The following is an 18,247-nucleotide window of genomic DNA, read 5'->3' as shown; positions in this document are numbered from 1 at the left end:
TATCATGTTTTTTGCGAAAAAACTTACAGCAGAAGAAGCTGAGCAACTAGGTGCCTACACATGGGAACCATGGGTAGGCGAACCGAATAAAGGAACGTGGCATGTAGAAGAACAGGAAGTTTTCTATGTGACAGACGGTGAAGTGTTTATAACTGTTGATGGGAAAAAATATCATATCACAAAAGATTGGGTTGTTTCCTTGGCTAAGGATCTTGTTTGTGAATGGGATTGCCCAGTATTTTTGAAAAAGAATTATAAGATGAACCACGAGATTATTCTGAAATAATGTGAACTGGGGATTGGACAAATGCTAAGCAGATGACTGCTCCTGCGTGTGAAATGGATAAGAAATTTAGATTAGTAATGTTGAAGAAATATATGTAAATAAGTTTACATACCGTCTAATGAATGCGCTTTCTTTTTTCGGGCGTAATAACATAGGATGGTTATCTGAAAATAGGAGGTTTCACCATGGTAGTAACGAAAAATGTACAAACGTTGAAAAATTATATTGGCGGACAATGGATAGAATCCACAAGTAAGCATGTTGAAGATGTACCAAATCCAGCAACAGGAGAGATTATTGCTCGTGTACCTCTTTCGACTAAAGAAGATTTAGATAGAGCTGTAGCAACTGCGAAAGAAGCATTCAAAACATGGAGAAAGATAGCTGTGCCTAGGCGTGCTCGGATTTTATTTCGCTATCAACAGCTATTGATTGAAAACTGGGAAGAGTTAGCTAAACTCGTTACCTTGGAAAATGGAAAAAGTTATCAAGAAGCATACGGTGAAGTGCAGCGGGGGATTGAATGTGTTGAATTTGCCGCAGGCGCTCCAACTTTAATGATGGGAGAGCAACTTCCTGATATTGCTACTGGTGTTGAATCAGGGATGTATCGTTACCCGATCGGAGTAATCGCAGGAATAACGCCATTTAACTTTCCGATGATGGTGCCGTGCTGGATGTTTCCACTCGCGATTGCATGTGGAAATACGTTTGTCTTAAAACCATCTGAAAGAACACCGTTGCTTGCTAATCGCATAGCTGAACTGTTTAAAGAAGCAGGTCTTCCAGATGGAGTACTAAATATTGTGCATGGTGCACATGATGTCGTTAACGGTATTCTCGACAATGAGGATGTGAAGGCTGTATCTTTCGTTGGTTCTCAACCTGTGGCGGAGTATATATATAAAACAGCGGCAGCTAACGGAAAACGTGTACAAGCTCTTGCGGGGGCAAAAAATCATTCGATTGTATTAAAAGATGCGGACCTTAGTTCTACAGTGAAAGAAATTACAAATGCTGCCTTTGGTTCGGCTGGTGAACGATGCATGGCAGCGGCAGTTGTTGTCGTGGAAGAAGACGTTGCAGATGAGCTCGTTAATAGACTGCTTCAAGAGGCTAATGCTATTACGATTGGTAATGGTCTGGAAGAAGGTGTGTTCCTTGGTCCTGTTATTCGCGAAGGACATAAAGAGCGAACACTTGGATACATTCAATCCGGTGTAGAGCAGGGAGCGACACTTATTCGTGACGGACGTGAAGATGATGCAGCAAACGACCGAGGTTATTTTGTTGGCCCAACGATCTTTGACAATGTGACACAGGAAATGAAAATCTGGAAAGATGAAATTTTCGCACCGGTTCTTTCTGTTGTACGCGTAAAAAACTTAATGGAAGCGATTCATGTTGCTAATGCATCACCATTCGCAAATGGTGCATGCCTGTACACGAATAGCGCGAAAGCTATTCGTGAATTCCGTGAAGAAATTGATGCAGGTATGCTTGGGGTTAATCTTGGAGTTCCTGCTCCAATGGCATTCTTCCCATTCTCTGGTTATAAGAAATCTTTCTATGGTGATCTCCATGCAAATGGAAAAGATGGTGTAGAATTCTATACTCGCAAGAAAATGCTTACGGCTCGTTATTAAAAAATTTATGTGAAATCATAAAAAGATAGAATGGAGTTGGTGATTGTGCAAGCGACAGAACAAACACAAAGTTTGAAACAAGCAGATGAAAAGTACCTTTGGCATGCGATGAGAGGAGCGGCCCCTAGTCCAACGAATTTAATTATCACAAAAGCAGAAGGAGCATGGGTGACGGACATTGATGGAAACCGTTATTTAGACGGTATGTCTGGTCTTTGGTGCGTGAATGTTGGGTATGGCAGAAAAGAGCTTGCAAGAGCGGCGTTTGAACAGCTCGAAGAAATGCCGTATTTCCCTTTGACACAAAGTCATGTTCCTGCCATCAAATTAGCAGAAAAATTGAATGAATGGCTTGGTGATGAATACGTTATTTTCTTTTCTAACAGTGGATCGGAAGCAAATGAAACAGCGTTTAAAATTGCTCGTCAATATCATCAACAAAAAGGTGATCATGGACGCTATAAATTTATTTCACGCTATCGTGCTTATCACGGTAACTCAATGGGAGCTCTTGCAGCAACAGGGCAAGCACAACGAAAGTATAAATATGAACCATTGGGGCAAGGATTCCTGCATGTAGCACCGCCTGATACGTATCGCAATCCAGAAGATGTTCATACACTGGCAAGTGCTGAAGAAATCGACCGTGTCATGACATGGGAGTTAAGCCAAACGGTAGCCGGTGTGATTATGGAGCCGATTATTACCGGAGGCGGCATATTAATGCCTCCTGATGGATATATGAAAAAAGTAAAAGAAATTTGCGAGAAGCACGGTGCGTTGCTCATTTGTGATGAAGTTATATGTGGATTTGGCCGAACAGGGAAGCCGTTTGGATTTATGAATTATGGCGTCAAACCAGATATCATTACAATGGCAAAAGGTATTACAAGTGCGTATCTTCCTTTGTCAGCAACAGCAGTTAGACGAGAAGTGTATGAGGCATACGTAGGTAGTGAAGATTATGATCGCTTCCGCCATGTAAATACTTTCGGAGGAAATCCTGCTGCTTGCGCCTTAGCTTTGAAGAATTTAGAAATTATGGAGAATGAGAAACTCATTGACCGTTCCAAAGAATTGGGTGAACGACTGTTATATGAATTAGAGGATGTAAAAGAGCATCCAAACGTAGGAGATGTTCGCGGAAAGGGCCTTCTTTTAGGTATTGAACTAGTGGAAGATAAGCAAACAAAAGAACCAGCTGCCATTGAAAAGATGAACAAGGTCATCAATGCTTGTAAAGAAAAAGGCTTAATTATTGGTAAAAATGGTGACACTGTTGCAGGTTACAATAATATTTTACAACTTGCACCTCCATTAAGCATTACAGAGGAAGATTTTACTTTTATCGTTAAAACAATAAAAGAATGTTTAGCTCAACTTTAATTAATCATTGGTAAACTCGATAAAAAGTAAGGTGGCATATTGAGAGATATAGCTTTAAATACTGAATGAATTACTCGAAAAGGGTAATTCCGAAAGGGTTGAGTTTATGAAAGCTGATGTTGTCTTGATAAATGGAGAAGTTATTACAGTCGACCAAAAGAATGCAGTAGTCGAAGCTGTAGCAATAAAAGATAATCGCATCGCAGTTGTTGGTTCGAATCAGGAGGTTAAGAGTTTTATAGGAGAAAAAACGGATGTAATTGACCTGCAAGGAAAAACGCTTCTTCCTGGATTCATTGATTCCCATCTTCATCTCATTTCTTATGGACTAAATCAGTTGGCTGTCAGTTGTAAAGCTGAACATATTGATTCTATCGAGGCTTTGTTAGATGATCTGAAAAAGAAGGCATCAGAGACGCCAAAAGGTGAATGGATACGTGCTTGGGGCTTTAATGAAACAGCTGTGAAGGAAAAGCGATATCCAACAATTACTGAGCTGGATGAAATTTCAGTTGAACACCCTATTATTATAACTCGTACTTGCCACCACATAAGCGTGGTGAACAGCAAAGCATTAGAAATTGCGCAAATTAACGAGAACACACCGGATCCGAGTGGGGGAGTTATTGAAAAAAATCAGGCAGGAAGGCTTACAGGAAAGTTAATTGAAGCAGCAAATATGAGAATGAGCGAGGTTGCAAGTTATACAGAAAGTGAAATGATGAAGGCTGTGAAAATCGCATCAGATCATTTCGTTGCAGCTGGCATAACAAGTATACATGACGCAGGTGGAGATGGACCTGAGAGTTTTCGTTTACTACAACGAGCTGTGAAGAGTAGGGATATTCGTGTCCGAATATATGCAATGATATGTCAAATAAATAACTCTCATGAATTTGTTAATAAAATGATCGAAGCTGGTGTGATAACTGGTACCGGAGATGAGAGATTCAAAGTTGGACCGGCTAAATTATTTACAGATGGGAGTAGTACTGGTCCTACAATTGCAACCCGTAAGTCATATTCAAGTGACCCTAACAATTACGGTATTCTTTATTATAGTGAGGAAGAAATCTATAAGGTTTTAGGTGAAGCGCATAAAAAAGGTTATCAAATCACTGTACATGCACAAGGTGATAAAGCTATTGAAATGTATTTAAATTGTGTAGAAAGGGCGCTAGAGGAATCACCAAGAAAAAATCATCGTCATCGAATCGAGCACGCGGGAATTTCTTCACCGGATTTACAAGAGAGAATGAAAAAACTAGAGATGGTTCCAATTCCAAACCCTCCATTTCCATATGAATTTGGAGAGATATATGTCCGGCATTATGGTGATCGTGTTAATCACATGTACGCTGCTCGTGATTTTATTGATCGTGGCATCATTGCAGCAGGTAGTTCGGATGCACCAGTTACTGACTATAATCCTTTATTAGGAATTCATGTTGCTGTCAATAGAAAAACCAAGTCTGGAATAGAGGTTGGTGCTAATCAATCTATAAGCGTAATGGAAGCTATTAAACTATACACATGGAATGGCGCTTATGCTAGTTTTGAAGAAGAGATAAAAGGAAGCATAGAGGTCGGAAAGTTGGCGGATTTAGTTATATTAAGTGACAGCATTTTAAGTGTCAATCCAAATCAAATTAAAGATTTAAAAGTAGAAACAACAATTATTGATGGTGAAATTATCTATCAAGAAGAACAATCAGTGAAAATTTAATATATCATAGTTTGCATACCACGTAACTCTTGTAATGTTACGTGGTGTTTTATTTAGCTATTATGCGGAAGCGTCGTTTATCTTTATTGAATACTTTCAGTTATCGCCTAGTATGTACGGATTTCTTGGAATTGTAGTTGCGTCTGCTTCTATTATTGGAGCGAAAGTTTCAAAACGGATACTGCCTATTTATAAACCGGAGAAAATCATATATAGGTTATATTGTAATGACAGGGGGAGCAGTCATTTTATCTGTTATTACTTCTGTTGGATCAAATCCAAACATACTATATATGATTGGATTTTTAGTAGCGATGTTTATATTGCTACTAGGAATTGGGGTAGCGTTACCTAACTGTCTAAGCTTAGCGTTAGTAGATTTTCAAGATGTCATTGGTACAGCCGGTGCATTGTTTAGCCTAGGCTATTATATAATAGTGACGATGACGATTTGGGGAATGAGCCAGCTTCATACAGGTTCATTAGTAGTCATGCCCCTATATTTTTTAGTTATTGTAGGAATTATGGTAGTTTTCACTCGAGTATTTATTTGGAATGATAGAGCTGAAAATTCTATTTAAATATATATAAAGTAAAGAGAGTCTCATTGAAAAATGAGACTCTCTTTTTTATAAAAGTTATCATTCGTGTTAATGATTTTTAGTACTACAGTTTTATAAAATTTATTTATTAAACAAGAGATTTCTTTAGCAACTGTTTTTTTTCATCTCCAATAAATTGTGAATATAGTCGTCATGTGGGAGTGTAATTAAATGTTTGCTGTATAAAAATAGGTCGAGTAGATTGTAAATAAAATACTAAATTCATATTTTAAAACAGATTTGTAGATGGAGGAGGTTTGAAATAAGGTTTTATCCAAAAAAACTGATAGTTGGTTTATATTTGGTTTGTATTTGGTTTATGTTTGGTTTATGTATACTTTGCGTTTGTCTTATGTTTGGTTTCATTAATTACAAAATCAGTTACAAAAGTTACAAAAACTATTTTTGTTGTCTAAATAGTCTTATATTACGGAGGAGAGCATGAAAAAAATGTCTTTAGGAGGGGACAAAAAAATTCGGTGAATAAAAATTGTGAATCATTAAAAATGTGTTATTAAACTTGGACATACTCATGTTATGAATCTAATAATGAAGGGGAAAAGTATGAGTAAACCGCTAGCTTTTTAATGAGAACATTATTAACCAGATATTTATGCTCATTTTAAGATGGCAGGTATGATGCAACATAAGATTTTGAGATTTGATAGGGATGATGAAACGGTATAACGTTTTAGATTACAACGCTATCAGTAATTGCTTAGTTTGTAAATGTTGATACCATCAGCTAAGTATTATGTTGTAAACGGTAAGCGACTTAGTAAGGATAATAGGGAAATATCGATTGTTTTTTGTTTGTACGATGATTATAAACTAGGTTTATCAGTACGATTTAGAATTAAATAGTTTATATAAAAGTAAGAGGATAATAAGTTTACTTATAGCGTGCCGTTGATTTAGAAAGAAATACAATTGATTTTTATTTAGGTGAAACAAGAAAGTATAAGGCCACGGAGCGTTTTTTAAGAAAGCTTTGCGGTCTTTTTATATTTTATTACTCTATACAAGTACGCGGTTGATCCTATGGTATTTCAGAACAAGAGCATCATTGTAATAGGTAATTGTTTATTGCTTCTAGTTGGAAAATTTATATGGGGAGTCTTAAAGATATAGTAAATATAAAGGAGATGGGTTAAATAGTGAAATACACACTTAAAGATCTTATAAATATAAATGAGTTTAAGAATATAACAGAGCAATTTTATAATTTAACTAAAGTTCCATTCTGTCTCCTTGATAATAATCAAAATGTTATATTTTCCAAAGGTGACCCTTTTTTTCATAATCAGAAAATCCAATTGCCCCAAGAAATGCATATTCCCATCATTATTGAGCAGGAGCATATAGCAACCTTTGTTATAGGAACAAGTATTAATAAAGAGGTTATTGCGGATTCTCATATAGCACATTTTAAATGCATTGCAAATCTAATTGAAGAGATGGCAACACAACAATTACACCTTAAAAAATTTCATGAAAAAGATTCACAAATAAATACGATAACAAATCATGAAGAAAATTGTTTAGGCAGTGTATTACAAAATATGCCGATTATGATTAATGCTATTGATGAAAAAGGAAATATTATTATGTGGAATCGGGAATGTGAATTAGTAACTGGATATAATGCAGATGAAATAATTAACAATCCAAAAATGATGGAATTGCTACATCCTCATAAACCTTATAGAAATCAGTTATGTAACGAGTTGTTGCATAATGGTCACGAATCTAGAGATTGGGAGGTGAATATAACATGTAAAAGTGGAGAGATAAAAACTATTATGTGGTCCAACATTTTACATAGTATTCCAAATTTAGGATGGAGTATTGGAGCAATTGGAATTGATATAACTAAGCGTAAGAGGATGGAAGAAAAACTTAAACAAACCTCGACTGAACTAGAATTAATTTTTAAAGCAATTCCTGATTTGTATTTTTTGTCGGAACTTGATGGGACCATTAAGGATTGTAAAGTTAATGCTATATCCAAATTTTATGTTCCAATTGAAGAATTTATAGGGAAGAAATTCCAAGAGATATTACCAGTTTCTATCATAAAGCAATTTGAGAAGGCTATTAATCAAATAAAAACTTCATCCGCTCCTGTATTAATAGATTATTCTCTACAACTAGATGATGAAATTTATTATTTTGAAGCAAGACTTTTACCGCTTTTTGAGGATAAAATTATGATTATTGTACGTGATATTACAGAGCGTACAATAACTACGGAATTATTAAAGAAATCAGATACCCTTAATGCAGTAGGGCAATTGGCAGCTGGGATCGCTCATAAAGTTCGTAACCCATTAACAGTAATTAAAGGGTTCATGCAATTATTGCAACAGGAAGTAGGGAAGGATAAAGAATATTTAAGCCTAATACTTTCTGAAATCAGTAGTATAGAAAAAGTTATTCAAGAATTTTTATCTATTGCAAAACCGAATGCTGCAGTATTTGAACCCAAAAACCTTTGTACTATATTAGATAATGTAGTCGACTTAATAAGTACACAAGCAATTATGAAGAATATTCGTATTGCATTAAATATGGATGTTGAAAACTTATTGGTTGAGTGTTGCGAAATTCAATTAAAACAAGTTTTCTATAGTATTTTACAAAATTCTATTGAGGCTATACAAAATGGTCAAGAAATCATCATTAGCGTGAAAAAACATAATAGTACCGAGGTTAAGATTTGTATTTTAGATAAAGGAGTAGGTATTCCTTCAGAAAGAATTAAAAGACTAGGTGAACCTTTTTATAGTACAAAAGAAAAGGGGACGGGTGTTGGGCTCATGATGAGTTACCGAATTATTGAAAGTCATGGTGGAAAAATAAGTATAAAAAGCCAAGTTGGGAAAGGAACTACTGTTACTCTGTTTTTCCCAATTTATAATGGTGACTCAGTTGGTGATGTTAGTGCAAATAGCATGTAATCATAACTAGCAAATAAATCTCTGAAAATGAAAGATCAAGCTATTATCTTGTAGAAACATAGGTGGTCTGAAGTAATTTGATCAGGCAAAGAAAAATGGATTTAATAGAGGGATAATGTAACTTGAATTTGAAGTACAACTCCTAGTTTCAGTAGACGTTATATTTTATGCATAGAAGTAAGAGGCTCCTTTCAAAATTCACTTAAAAAGTTAGATTGATAATTCATAATGTAACGGAAGGTAAAAAATTAATTTAGGGAAAAGAAGGTTGCTCTAAATACCATTTAGGTTAAGTTACATGTATATCTAAAAAGTGAAAAGTTTCTTTTTCTCAGCTATTGAAAAAGAAACTTTTTTACTTGAGTGATAATTTTTTATGATATTTGTGAAAGGGTTTTGTTATATTTTTGAAAGGAAAATGCAATGTATATAAACTAATATGAACTTACGCATATTGATTTTATATCAATCGCCATTGATGAAGGAACCGAGGAGACTTAATGTATGAAAACAAGAATTGCAATTATAGAAGATGAAGATAGTATACGAGAGATATGTAAACGGTACTTAGAAAGAGAAGGGTATGAAGTATACACTGCTGTGAACGGAACAGAAGGATGGAATGTATTTCAACAATACCAACCAGATCTAATTATTTTAGATTTGATGATGCCGGGAAAAGATGGATGGGAACTATGTGAGGAAATTCGCCAACATTCTAATGTACCTATTATTATGTTAACCGCGAGAGGAGAAGAAAGAGAGCGGATTTTAGGATTAACAATGGGAGCGGATGATTATGTAACAAAACCCTTTTCACCTCGTGAATTAGTATTAAGGGTACAAATTATATTAAGAAGAGGAAGTCAAGTAACAATTCAAGGAATAGAGTCTGCATCAGGAATGATAGAGTTTCTAGATTTGAAAATTGATCCAACAAAAAGACGTGTATTTGTTTGTCAATATGAAATAGAGCTAACGGTGAAAGAGTTTGAGGTGCTTTATCTCATGGCAAAGCATCCTAAACAGGTGTTTTCACGGTCCCAGCTTCTTGAACAAATTTGGGGATTTGAGTATGAGGGCTGCACAAATGCAGTAACTGTATTAATGAGTCGTTTACGTGAGAAGTTGGAGAAGCATACAACAAAGAACCGTTGGGTTCATACGGTTTGGGGCATCGGTTATTGTTTCGAACCAGATGGAGGAAACGATAAATGAAGTTACGATATCAACTTTTATTGATGAATCTATTAAGCACGGGTATCATGGTAATTTCTATATGGTACAGTGAAAGGCAAATGTTACTTAGACCAGAACAGACACGATTATTAATAGTAATAGTAATTGTAGCCATGATTATTTCTACGATTATTTATTGGTTAATGACACGTCCTATTATGAGATCTATTCAAAATTTAATTGCCTTAACCAAACAATTTAGTGATAGACAATTTGGAACGATGTACATAATAGGGAAAGAACCGGAAGAGTTTAAAGAATTAGCGGAAGCTTTTCAAGAAATGGCCAAAAAGTTAGACGAAAGCTTTGCTAAATTAGAAAAAGGAGAAAAAGCACGTACAGAGCTGATTGCGAATATTTCCCACGACTTACGAACACCCATGGCTAGCATACAATTGATGATAGAAGCGTTACAAGATGGATTAATTGAAGACCCTGATATGAAACAACAATATTTAAAGACAATCCTAAATGATATACAACGATTAAGTGGATTAATTAATGATTTATTTGACCTTTCTAAGTTAGAACTTGGACAAGAAGTTTTTCATCCAAGTTTAATACATGTAGATAGCATTCTATTAAAAGTAATAGATTCACATGATATCTTATTGCAAGATAAAGAGATTGATTTGCAATTGCACGTTTCTGAGACATTACCACGAATTTGGATTATGCCATGTAAAATAGCTCGAGTTATTAATAATTTGTTGCATAACGCGATTCGGCATTCTCCTATAGGTGGAGCAATCGAATTAATTGTAGAGGAAAATAAACAGAAGCAGCAAGTTCAATTCACTTTGTGTGATGAAGGAGAAGGGATTTCTCCAGATGATCAATTGCGTATATTTGACCGTTTCTTTAGAACGGATCCATCAAGAAGTTCACAATCTGGAGGCTCTGGGCTTGGTTTAGCTATTGCAAAATCGCTAGTTGAACTGCATAAAGGACAAATTGGTGTTCGAGATCGCCAAGACGGGAAACAGGGATGTGAATTTTGGTTTACTCTTCCTGTTACATCTGAGAAGAAATGAGACGGTTGAAGGTCTTTTGTAACATTTACGAAAGTGAATTGAAAGATATACATAATAAGATGACTGTATTGAAGGTAATTATATTTTAATTTCTTTATTTTTGGAGGAACAGCGGAACTGGGACAATTCTTAAGCAGAATCGTATGTGTAATTATAGGGATTTTATCTTTTATAATTAAATCGTTTATCAATAAAAGGAACACAACTTTAAAAAAAGTAGTGTTCCTTTTATTTTTGTCACCTATCAGATTTAAAAATTAGTAAATAGCAAAGTAAAACAGGGAGGAAGCATAGAAAATTTCTTCTTCCTTTTTGTTTGGTTAGGATATGATTATAAAATTCGTTTCTGCAATTTTCTCATCTTTCTATGTGTTAAGAAATTCTGCAACGGAACTCGTTATATCGATAAAGTAAAAAAAGATTTGTGAAAGACTTTTGTAACATTTGCGAAAGAGAAATGAAAGACTTGTTAGATATTATGAAATCAATCTTACTAGTAGATGTTCAAACACGTATAGGAAATATGGAGGAAAACTAAGATGAAAAAATTAAAGCCAATACTTGGTGCAGTAAGTAGTTTAACTATGGCATTGACGATAACAGCTCCTGCTTTAGCTGAAACAAAGCCTGAACAAGACGGAAAAGTAGAAACCTTTAAAGAAGATACAAATTTAAAGGAAGGACAGAATATTATCTATGGCGATTCTGGAAAAAAGGGAGTCATGATTATGGAAGAGCCTCAGGAAAATAATGATTGGGACGAAGATGGTATTCCTAATGATGTGGAAGAAAAAGGATTTAAAATTGTATTTAATGAAAAGACAGGGAAAAATGAAGCCCAGTTATATGACCTAGTGCAAGACTTTGGAAAAAAGAGATTTATAACAAATCCCAAGAGTGCAAACTCAGATGGAGACCCTTTTACAGATAGCTATGAAGTGGAGCATTATGATAGTGATTCTGATATAGATTTTAACCCTATGATCGCGAATGTACCAAATCTACAAATTGCTGTAAAACGTATTGATATTACTCCTGTTGCTAGTATTACAGATTCAAATGGTGAGTCACGTACTAAGACTTGGGAAAAAAGCTTATCTGTACAACATTCTTTTAATGTTGGCTTAGCTGGTGAAGGTGGCGCTGAAGGATCAGCAGCGGGCCCTGTACCATCGGGTAAAGGATCGATAAACGTGGGGTATGGTTATTCAAATACAAAAACGGAAACAGAAAGCATCTCTAATAGTTTTGACTGGTCGACAGCAACCACTGTTGATTCATCAAAAGCAGCAAATGTGAGGCTTCATCTAGAATATAAAAATACGGGTACTGCATCTGCTGGAGATGTTTCACCGCACTTTAACATTCGATTAGGAAATAAAATTATTAATACTGTAAAGGCAACACAAGATCGTTATAAAGCCAACTTGTTAACTACAGCAAAAGGTGGAAATAATAAAACTGAAATTCTAATGGATAGTATAGAAGGCCAAGCGGATGTGAAAATTTCCCTAACACTGGATGAATTAAAAGCGGTAGAACAAGGGGCACCACTTTCTATTGAAGTCTTGCCTACTAGTACGATGAATGTGTATACAATGAAAGACGGACAATTTGTAAATTTAGGAGATTGGTCGCATTTTGCATCAAATGTAAATGCTTCTACTACATTGGTAGAAACAAACTACGGTTCTATACCGAAATATAGAATCTATACACCAAGAACGGGCAAGGAAAAGCCTGCTAACATTAATCATAATCTTTCACTAGACGAATTCTTTGCTCATACTGGGATAGCTGATAAAGGTTGGGTAGCGAATTATATAGTAAATGGTCGCCCAAACGAAGAACGAGTTCGTTATGGTCCAAGTCGGACTCTTTTAGAACGAGGTAAGAACCTTGGTTTCTTTGATAATCGTGCACTACGACCAACTCTATCATATAGCAGTTATGATTATAGCAAGAAAAAGATTTATGCATCGGTTATACCAGGGATATTTAATTTGGGTGAAGAAATATTTGTTACGGTTCGAAATAAAAAAGGTGAGAGCCAAAAGGTAACATTAGTTCGAAATCAGAATTCAAATGTATATGAATCTAAAGAAAATGAGCCTGTAGACATAGCAGTAAACCGTGCATCTCTTGGAGAATATCAGGCAAAGTTTGAACTCATTGATGCAAAAGACAATAAAACTGAAGTCTTCACGCCTCTTGTTTCAAATAAAAGCTATCTAGAAGCTATCGATAAATTAGTAGTAGATAATTCTGGAGAACCTATAGTAGAAGGTAAAAAGTACTATTTGAAGTCATCTGCTCGCTTTTATGAAGGTGTACAGGAATCTTGGTCTGCCGGTACTTTAAATCAATCAATTAATGGGAGATATGTACACTTTTCACTTAAGGGGAATAATTGGGACGGATTGAGACTCGGTCCTATCCAACAAGCAATACATGGACCAGACATTCAAGCAACACCAGTATTGATTGAAAGAAAAGGAAAATCTAAACCTGAAGAACCATTCAAAAAAGATGAAGAAGTATTTCTTAAGTTTACGAATAGTAGCCATAGTAATTACCAGTATTTAAACTTTGGAAACGGTTATGATTATAGCTGGTTAGATACTGAACAGAATAGATCTGCTATTAAATTAGACAAAATTCCTAATCAGAAGAGCTTCTATATAAAATCTGATTCTACTTATATAACATCTAGAGAAAATCAGTGGACTAGTTCTGTTGCAGATAATGGTATTGCCCCGCTTGTAGGTGGTGGTGAGCGTGTTTTAAAATCCGAGCATACAACTTCACCGGGTAATTATCACCAATGGGAATTAGAAAGTATTAAGTAAAGAATGATGCTATATATGTACCCCCTGTCCATATGGATGGGGGGATATATATGAGGTTATAAAGATATCAAATCTTTCTGTTGGAGATGTCAATCTTCTCGTTTCGGGTTATTTGAATTTATTAGCCTGATGGATATGTAGCGAAACCTAGGACGGTAATACTTAAAATAATATAAGTAGTATTACAATTTAAAATGAATGCATAAAAAAAAGACACTCATAAGAGTGTCTTTTTTTAGCAGCTGAATCCACCGCAACCACCACCATATCCCATAATAATTCCTCCTTTACGTAAAAGGGGGAATTATTGTTTCACTCTTTTGTTTTAACGGTTTTACATTACTTTATGTTTTTATAATGAATGAGCAGGTCCTTTGAGAAATAATTAAAGAAAAACAACGTGCAGGGATAAAGTTAGCGAAGCGAAAAGGAGTTTACAGAGGAGAGATAATTAAGGTTTTGTTGAATAAAAATGCGTTACAATAGTTTATTATTTAATAGAGAGTTTTTGGAAAAAAACCTTTATTTTTCAATAATATTGAATTTATGTTTTTAGTTACTAATATAGTAATGGATTGTATTCGATTTGTATATAACAATCTACCAGAAAAAGTAATTGTATTTTTCAGATAAATGAATTATTATAAAATAAGCAATTTTACAATTGTACAAAGGGAGGAAAATGAAGAGGCTTTTACGACTTAATAAAAAGTAAAGAATAACTTTTAAGTGCGCTAAAAATGATACTCGCCTCATCATTTTCAGACCAAAGAGGAATTCGGGGTACAGCATCTTGCTTTAAAATGCGGCTATGAATCATCTAAGAGGGGGAAGTGAAGTGGCAAACAAAGAATTGAAACGAGGTTTAGAAGCACGTCATATTCAAATGATTGCGTTAGGTGGAACGATTGGTGTTGGTTTGTTTATGGGGTCAGCCAGCACGATTAAATGGACAGGTCCGTCAGTAATGCTTGCATATGCAATTGCAGGTATTTTTATATTCTTCATCATGCGTGCCATGGGAGAAATGTTGTATATGGAGCCAAGTACAGGTTCATTTGCAACGTTCGGTCATAAGTATATACACCCGTTAGCAGGTTATATGACAGCGTGGAGTAACTGGTTCCAGTGGGTTATCGTTGGGATGTCAGAGATTATCGCGGTTGGAGCGTATATGCAATATTGGTTCCCGGATTTACCAGCTTGGATACCAGGTGTTATCGCAATGGTTATTCTTGGGGCTGCTAACTTAATTTCGGTTAAGTCATTCGGTGAATTTGAATTTTGGTTTGCAATGATTAAAATTGTTACGATTTTATTAATGATTATTGCAGGATTCGGTCTCATTTTCTTCGGAATTGGGAACGGAGGAGAAGCAATCGGTATATCTAATCTATGGAAAAATGGCGGTTTCTTTACAGGTGGTTTTTCAGGGTTCTTCTTTGCATTATCACTTGTAGTTGGGGCATATCAAGGTGTGGAATTAATCGGGATCACTGCTGGTGAAGCGAAAGATCCGAAGAAGACACTTACAAGAGCTATTCAAAGTACAATTTGGCGTATTTTAATTTTCTATATTGGTGCTATTTTCGTGATTGTAACGGTGTATCCTTGGGATCAATTAAGTTCAATTGGTAGTCCATTCGTCGCAACCTTTGCGAAGGTTGGTATTACGGCAGCAGCTGGACTTATTAACTTCGTTGTTATTACAGCGGCAATGTCTGGTTGTAATAGTGGTATTTATAGTGCTGGACGTATGCTTTATACGTTAGGTGTAAATGGACAAGCACCGAAATACTTTACGAAGGTTTCTAGTAACGGTGTACCTTTATTCGGTACAGTTGGTGTGATTATCGGTTTAGCGGTTGGTGTTGTTTTAAGTTATATTGCACCAAAAAACTTATTCGTATATGTATATAGTGCAAGTGTCCTTCCTGGTATGGTACCATGGTTTGTTATTTTAATTAGTCAAATTCGTTTTAGAAAAGAAAAGGGAGCAGCGATGAAAGATCATCCATTCAAAATGCCATTTGCTCCTGTTACAAACTATTTAACGATTGCCTTTTTAATTATGGTGTTAATCGGTATGTGGTTTAACGATGATACTCGCATTTCACTAATTGTAGGTATTGTTTTCTTAGCTATCGTAACAATTAGTTTCTATGCTTTCGGAATAGGGAAGCGTGTTCCGTTAGATGTTCAAAATGATCAAGAGGTTTCAAGTAAATAGAGAGAATGAAAAAGATGCTGTCCAAAAAAAATTGGTACAGCATCTTTTTATTATAAGAATATTAAAATTGTCAGTTTTTGTCGGTAAATCGATATATACTGAAAATCACCTATATAATTTTAATTACTGTTGTACTGTTTAAAAATGTGTTACATAATTAAAATTCCTCTAATACAATTTTCCCAATTGTACGGCCACTCTCAAGCAATGCATGTGCCTTTTTAAGGTTTTCTGCATTGATCGGTGTTAGCGTAGCGTTTAAAGTTGTTTGAAGAATACCTTCATCTAATAGCTCACTTACTTTATTTAAAAGTTCGTGCTGCGTAATCATATCACCAGTTTCATACATCGCTTTTGTAAACATAAACTCCCAAACGAATGTAGCACTTTTACTTTTTAAAATCCCCATCTCAAGAGGGTGTTCATTTTCTACGATAGAGCAAATTTTTCCTTGTGGTTTAATGATATCACCGATCGCGTGCCAATGTTGATCTGTATTGTTTAAGCAGAAGATATAATCTACATCTTTTAGCCCAAATTCTAATATTTGATCTTTTAAAGGTTGGTGATGGTTAACTATATAATCGGCACCGAATTTTTCAACCCAGTGTATCGTTTCACTGCGAGATGCGGTTGTGATTACATTCAGTCCAGCCCATTTAGCTAATTGAATAGCAATTGAGCCAACACCACCAGCTCCGCCGATAATTAAAATATTTTTAAATGAATTCTCATCTTTCTTATTATAATCAATCCCTAAACGTTCAAACAAACCTTCCCACGCTGTAATAGCTGTTAAAGGAAGTGCTGCAGATTCAGCGTCAGTTAAAGTTTTTGGTTTTTTACCAACAATTCTTTCATCAACTAAATGGTATTCACTATATGTACCTTGTCTCGTAATACTTCCAGCGTAAAATACTTCATCGCCTTCTTTAAATAATGTACAATCTTCGCCAGTTTGTACGACAATACCACTAGCATCCCAGCCGAGTATTTTCGGTATGTCTTCTTTTTTATCTTTCGGTGAGCGAACTTTTGTATCAACTGGATTAACGGAAATCGCGTTAACTTTAACGAGCATATCTCTTCCTGTAGCAACAGGTTTTTCAACTTCAACATCAATCAAACTGTTTTCTTCTTCAATAGGTAAGTATTCATGTAAACCAATTGCTTTCATTTCTATTCCCTCCATTAAAGTAAGAGTCTATTCTTTTTTATTATAGTGGGTAATGTGTCGTTATGTAAAAAAGTAGACTCCATTTTGTTACAGTGGAAGATTTTTAAGGGTATCATGGTGAGATTGCGTTTTATATAGTTATTTTCATAAAGATGGTTTTAGTGTTAGTTTTATAGGAATTTTCTTATGTTACATCACAGCTGTTTTATTGTTCTCGACTATTCGGAGATTCAAGAATAGAAAGTAACAATGGAAGTTGAGAAGGAGTTTATTTCTTATAGGTGGAATTTTTTACTGTATCGTTTTATCTTAAATTATTTGTAAAGGTGGATACATAATGACAGTAAAGAAGCTTTATTTCGTCCGAGCAGGTCGTTGTATGTTGGACCATTCTTCCGTTAATAGTACACTTACACCGGGAAAATTATTAAATTTGCCTGTATGGTGTTATCTTTTGGAGACAGAAGAGGGGCCTATTTTAGTAGATACAGGTATGCCAGAAAGTGCGGTTAACAATGAAGACCTTTTTAAAGGGACATTTGTTGAAGGACAGATTTTGCCGAAAATGACGGAAGAGGATAGAATCATAAACATCTTAAAACGTGCAGGATATGTGCCAGAAGATCTTCTGTATATTATTAGTTCACATTTACATTTTGATCATGCGGGAGGAAATGGCGCTTTTACGAATACACCTATTATTGTACAGCGTGCTGAATATGAGGCGGCGCAGCATAGAGAAGAATATTTGAAAGAATGTATATTACCGAATTTAAACTACAAAATTATTGAAGGGGATTATGAAGTAGTACCAGGTGTTCAATTATTGTATACACCAGGACATTCGCCAGGGCATCAGTCACTATTACTTGAGACGGAAAAATCAGGTCCAGTGTTACTAACGATTGATGCATCATATACGAAAGAAAACTTTGAAGATGAAGTGCCGTTTGCTGGATTTGATCCGGATTTAGCTTTATCTTCAATAAAACGTTTAAAAGAAGTAGTTATGAAAGAGAATCCGATTATTTTCTTTGGACATGATATAGAGCAGGAAAAAGGCTGTAAAGTGTTCCCGGAGTATTTGTAGTATTGTATATAAAAAAGTCATG

The 18,247-nt window shown here is 35.2% G+C and carries 11 protein-coding genes and 3 pseudogenes; 13 read left to right on the top strand and 1 reads right to left on the bottom strand.

Translation table 11 applies throughout. The features are described from left to right. Nucleotides 1–4: 4 nt before the first annotated feature. From MR109_RS00185 to MR109_RS00140, 12 genes and pseudogenes are all read left to right on the top strand, one after another. Nucleotides 5–286, top strand: coding sequence for a cupin domain-containing protein (locus tag MR109_RS00185; protein ID WP_025150470.1), 282 nt, complete (start codon nucleotides 5–7; stop codon nucleotides 284–286). 185 nt (nucleotides 287–471) lie between these two features. Further along, nucleotides 472–1,932 carry a CoA-acylating methylmalonate-semialdehyde dehydrogenase gene (locus MR109_RS00180; protein WP_098790123.1) on the top strand — a complete coding sequence of 487 codons (1,461 nt, stop codon included), beginning with the start codon at nucleotides 472–474 and terminating at the stop codon, nucleotides 1,930–1,932. 30 nt (nucleotides 1,933–1,962) lie between these two features. Beyond that, a complete protein-coding gene (locus MR109_RS00175; RefSeq protein WP_242270409.1) occupies nucleotides 1,963–3,318 on the top strand; it encodes an aspartate aminotransferase family protein in 1,356 nt (451 codons plus the stop codon). Nucleotides 3,319–3,424: 106 nt separating this feature from the next. After that, nucleotides 3,425–5,044: an amidohydrolase gene (locus tag MR109_RS00170; protein WP_242270407.1), complete on the top strand. Its 1,620-nt coding sequence runs from the start codon at nucleotides 3,425–3,427 to the stop codon at nucleotides 5,042–5,044. A 43-nt stretch (nucleotides 5,045–5,087) separates the two neighbouring features. Next, nucleotides 5,088–5,625 (top strand): annotated as a pseudogene (locus MR109_RS00165) (MFS transporter); the annotation flags it as partial. A gap of 923 nt (nucleotides 5,626–6,548) precedes the next feature. After that, nucleotides 6,549–6,655: pseudogene (locus tag MR109_RS30355) on the top strand (IS6 family transposase); the annotation flags it as partial. A 148-nt stretch (nucleotides 6,656–6,803) separates the two neighbouring features. Next, nucleotides 6,804–8,606, top strand: coding sequence for an ATP-binding protein (locus MR109_RS00160; protein ID WP_242270405.1), 1,803 nt, complete (start codon nucleotides 6,804–6,806; stop codon nucleotides 8,604–8,606). Nucleotides 8,607–9,110: 504 nt separating this feature from the next. Then, complete coding sequence (locus MR109_RS00155; protein WP_242270403.1) at nucleotides 9,111–9,824, top strand: response regulator transcription factor; 714 nt, start codon at nucleotides 9,111–9,113, stop codon at nucleotides 9,822–9,824. Further along, entirely contained in the window at nucleotides 9,821–10,879 is a 1,059-nt protein-coding gene (locus MR109_RS00150) for a sensor histidine kinase (RefSeq protein ID WP_242270401.1), read from the top strand. Before MR109_RS00155 ends, MR109_RS00150 begins: the two co-directional genes overlap by 4 nt. 539 nt (nucleotides 10,880–11,418) lie before the next feature. Then, nucleotides 11,419–13,728, top strand: coding sequence for a binary toxin-like calcium binding domain-containing protein (locus MR109_RS00145; RefSeq protein ID WP_242270399.1), 2,310 nt, complete (start codon nucleotides 11,419–11,421; stop codon nucleotides 13,726–13,728). Nucleotides 13,729–14,106: 378 nt separating this feature from the next. Further along, nucleotides 14,107–14,184 (top strand): annotated as a pseudogene (locus MR109_RS30350) (recombinase family protein); the annotation flags it as partial. A 382-nt stretch (nucleotides 14,185–14,566) separates the two neighbouring features. Then, on the top strand, nucleotides 14,567–15,958 hold the full coding sequence (locus MR109_RS00140; protein WP_025150478.1) for an amino acid permease: 1,392 nt from the start codon (nucleotides 14,567–14,569) through the stop codon (nucleotides 15,956–15,958). A gap of 157 nt (nucleotides 15,959–16,115) precedes the next feature. Here MR109_RS00140 and MR109_RS00135 read toward each other — a convergent pair whose 3' ends face one another. Then, nucleotides 16,116–17,135 carry a zinc-binding alcohol dehydrogenase family protein gene (locus MR109_RS00135; protein ID WP_242270397.1) on the bottom strand — a complete coding sequence of 340 codons (1,020 nt, stop codon included), beginning with the start codon at nucleotides 17,133–17,135 and terminating at the stop codon, nucleotides 16,116–16,118. A 337-nt stretch (nucleotides 17,136–17,472) separates the two neighbouring features. Between MR109_RS00135 and aiiA the strand changes: the two genes are divergently transcribed. Beyond that, the gene (gene aiiA / locus MR109_RS00130) at nucleotides 17,473–18,225 is read left to right on the top strand and encodes a quorum-quenching N-acyl homoserine lactonase AiiA (RefSeq protein WP_242270387.1); all 753 of its coding nucleotides are present in this window, start codon (nucleotides 17,473–17,475) and stop codon (nucleotides 18,223–18,225) included. Nucleotides 18,226–18,247: the final 22 nt, after the last annotated feature.

Origin of the sequence: Bacillus cereus group sp. BfR-BA-01310, assembly GCF_022664325.1 — a bacterium.
GTDB classification, from domain to species: domain Bacteria; phylum Bacillota; class Bacilli; order Bacillales; family Bacillaceae_G; genus Bacillus_A; species Bacillus_A paramycoides.
The sequence above is the reverse complement of the archived record's forward strand: the minus strand, read 5'-3'. Positions and strand labels throughout refer to the sequence as shown.

Excerpts from the sequence above, each read along its gene's own strand:
- MR109_RS00135 (WP_242270397.1), bottom strand. The coding sequence starts at position 17,135 with ATGAAAGCAATTGGTTTACATGAATACTTACCTATTGAAGAAGAAAAC.
- aiiA (WP_242270387.1), top strand. The coding sequence starts at position 17,473 with ATGACAGTAAAGAAGCTTTATTTCGTCCGAGCAGGTCGTTGTATGTTG.
- MR109_RS00150 (WP_242270401.1), top strand. The coding sequence starts at position 9,821 with ATGAAGTTACGATATCAACTTTTATTGATGAATCTATTAAGCACGGGT.
- MR109_RS00180 (WP_098790123.1), top strand. The coding sequence starts at position 472 with ATGGTAGTAACGAAAAATGTACAAACGTTGAAAAATTATATTGGCGGA.
- MR109_RS00170 (WP_242270407.1), top strand. The coding sequence starts at position 3,425 with ATGAAAGCTGATGTTGTCTTGATAAATGGAGAAGTTATTACAGTCGAC.
- MR109_RS00185 (WP_025150470.1), top strand. The coding sequence starts at position 5 with ATGTTTTTTGCGAAAAAACTTACAGCAGAAGAAGCTGAGCAACTAGGT.
- MR109_RS00155 (WP_242270403.1), top strand. The coding sequence starts at position 9,111 with ATGAAAACAAGAATTGCAATTATAGAAGATGAAGATAGTATACGAGAG.
- MR109_RS00145 (WP_242270399.1), top strand. The coding sequence starts at position 11,419 with ATGAAAAAATTAAAGCCAATACTTGGTGCAGTAAGTAGTTTAACTATG.
- MR109_RS00175 (WP_242270409.1), top strand. The coding sequence starts at position 1,963 with ATGGAGTTGGTGATTGTGCAAGCGACAGAACAAACACAAAGTTTGAAA.